The 2,160-nt window shown below is 40.4% G+C and carries 2 protein-coding genes and 1 pseudogene; 2 read left to right on the top strand and 1 reads right to left on the bottom strand.

From position 1 onward, the window contains the following. Nucleotides 1-22: 22 nt before the first annotated feature. The gene (locus tag SPSYN_RS15395) at nucleotides 23-574 is read right to left on the bottom strand and encodes an isochorismatase family protein (protein ID WP_341478898.1); all 552 of its coding nucleotides are present in this window, start codon (nucleotides 572-574) and stop codon (nucleotides 23-25) included. 128 nt (nucleotides 575-702) lie between these two features. Here SPSYN_RS15395 and SPSYN_RS15400 point away from each other — a divergent pair, with 128 nt between their 5' ends. Continuing rightward, on the top strand, nucleotides 703-1,731 hold the full coding sequence (locus SPSYN_RS15400; RefSeq protein ID WP_202623864.1) for a serine hydrolase domain-containing protein: 1,029 nt from the start codon (nucleotides 703-705) through the stop codon (nucleotides 1,729-1,731). A 1-nt stretch (nucleotide 1,732) separates the two neighbouring features. After that, nucleotides 1,733-1,897: pseudogene (locus SPSYN_RS15405) on the top strand (DMT family transporter); the annotation flags it as partial. Nucleotides 1,898-2,160: the final 263 nt, after the last annotated feature.

The following is a 2,160-nucleotide window of genomic DNA, read 5'->3' on the forward strand; positions in this document are numbered from 1 at the left end:
GCCAACAAACACCTAAAAGTGTTCAGCCCTTTACCAGTGGTAATAGTTCCCTGAATTCAGGGGTGTTGGCCTGTTTTAATAAATCGAAAAACACTGTCTCGGTATTGGTGACGACGGACCCCATCTGCATCATCTGGGATAAACCGTTTTTGTAATTCTCTTTGGTGCGGGAACATACCGCGTCGCCCACCACAAATACCTGGTACCCGTGTTCAAGGAGACTCCTTACTGTCTGCAATACGCAGACATGGGTTTCCATCCCGACGACAATGATTTTTTTTCCGGCTAGTCGGTTTAATGTTGATAGCACTTCCGTTGTACAGCCGCAAAAAGTAATTTTTTCAAATACCATGTCTGAACCGGTATTTAATTCGGGGACTGTCTTTCCGAGGCCTTTTGTATTCTGTTCAGTGACTATAACCGGAATGGCTAATTTTGTGGCTGTGGTGATTAAAATATTAGTGTTGTGAATAACCTGATCGCGGTATTTCATTGCCGGTACCAGGCGCTCTTGGATATCGATGATCATTAATACTGCGTCTTCCCTAGTTAATGTAAATTTATCCAGGTTCAAAGTTTCACTCCTAACTAGAGGAAATTAAACTAGTTATACCATAGCTGTATTCAACGACATAAATACTATACCCTCCTTTAGGGTTATATTTCTCCGCTAGTGAAAGGAAACTTATGGATACAAATCTAATGCAAAAACTCGAAAGAATTTTTAATAAAACTGCTGGCTCAAATCAAATTTACGAAGCTGTGCTATTTGTCCAAAACACCGGAGGGGATTTTTCATATAGCAAAGGGCACGGAGGCAGGGATATAGATTCTCCGCTGCTTATGGCCAGCATTACAAAACTCTTCACCACCTCCTGCATTTTGGCTTTGCAGGAGCAGGGCAGGCTGTCACTTGACGACGGTATTGCAAAATATTTTGATAAGGCTGTCCTGGAGGGACTGCATGTCTATAAAGGCAAGGAATATTCTTTTGCGCTGACCATATCCGATTTGCTGTTTCAAGTAAGCGGTTTGCCCGATGTTTATGAAGAAGGGAATAATAATGCAAAGAATCGCGTTATTAACGAAGATTTTTATTTGACCTTTAATGAATCTGTGGAATTTGCGAAAAAATTAAACCCTCACTTTGCGCCCCACACTATGAAAAGAGCTCATTATGCGGATATTAACTTTGATATGCTCGGAGAAATACTAGAAAAGGTTATGGGCTTACCATTAAGTGAGGTATATAAAAAGTTTATATTTGAACCGGTAGGACTAAAGAACACCTATCTCCCTGAAAGTGAAAATAACTTTGTGCCAAAAATATATTATAAGGACAAAGCTATTCACCGTCCAAAATTTGTCATGAGCAGCCGGGCAAGCAGCGGTTGCGTGACTACTGCTCGTGAGTTGATGATATTTATTAAAGCTTTCTTTGGTGGTGAACTGTTTGATAAATTAATTTTCGACCGGCTGTCATCATACAACAAGTTGCAAGCTTCAATGTGGCCGATTTGCTATGGTGGCGGGTATATGCGGATTCCTTTAAATGGAGTAGCCACATTCTTCAGGGGGAAAGGCGAGATAAAAGGCCATTCCGGTTCGACAGGGTCGTTTGCTTTTTATTATCCCGTTAAGGATTTATTTTTTGTAGGAGATCTAAACCAAATGGCCAACGCCGCTCTTCCTATTAAGTTGTCCATGCGTATTGCTATGACAACAATATGAGCTACCTTTAGGTACTGCCTATGCAATTTGGACAGGAATTGGTACTATTGGTACTGTGATTTCAGGAATAGTATTATTTAAAGAGCCTGTTTATATAATCAGGCTAGTTTGCATTGGGTTTATAATAATAGGAATTGTAGGATTGAAACTTGTTACTTCGCATTAATTAATTCCAAATGAACGCGTGGCGTTGGATTCCCAAATGAGCTAAAAAATAAGTACCGAACAACGATATGCAAAAGGATGGGAGGAAAAATAAATGGCCAAACCAACTTTTGATGAGTTCGCTGCCATGCTTGATCAAGCAGTGGACAGTATTCCGCCACATTTCCTTCGAGACTTGACCGGTGGTTTTAACTTGCAGCAAAACAAAAAGTGTGAAGACGATTACTATATATTGGGTGAGTATATTGAGGATAGTATGCTGGG

The sequence above is a fragment of the Sporotomaculum syntrophicum genome (assembly GCF_009932395.1).
Taxonomy (GTDB): domain Bacteria; phylum Bacillota; class Desulfotomaculia; order Desulfotomaculales; family Desulfallaceae; genus Sporotomaculum; species Sporotomaculum syntrophicum.

Excerpts from the sequence above, each read along its gene's own strand:
- SPSYN_RS15400 (WP_202623864.1), top strand. The coding sequence starts at position 703 with ATGCAAAAACTCGAAAGAATTTTTAATAAAACTGCTGGCTCAAATCAA.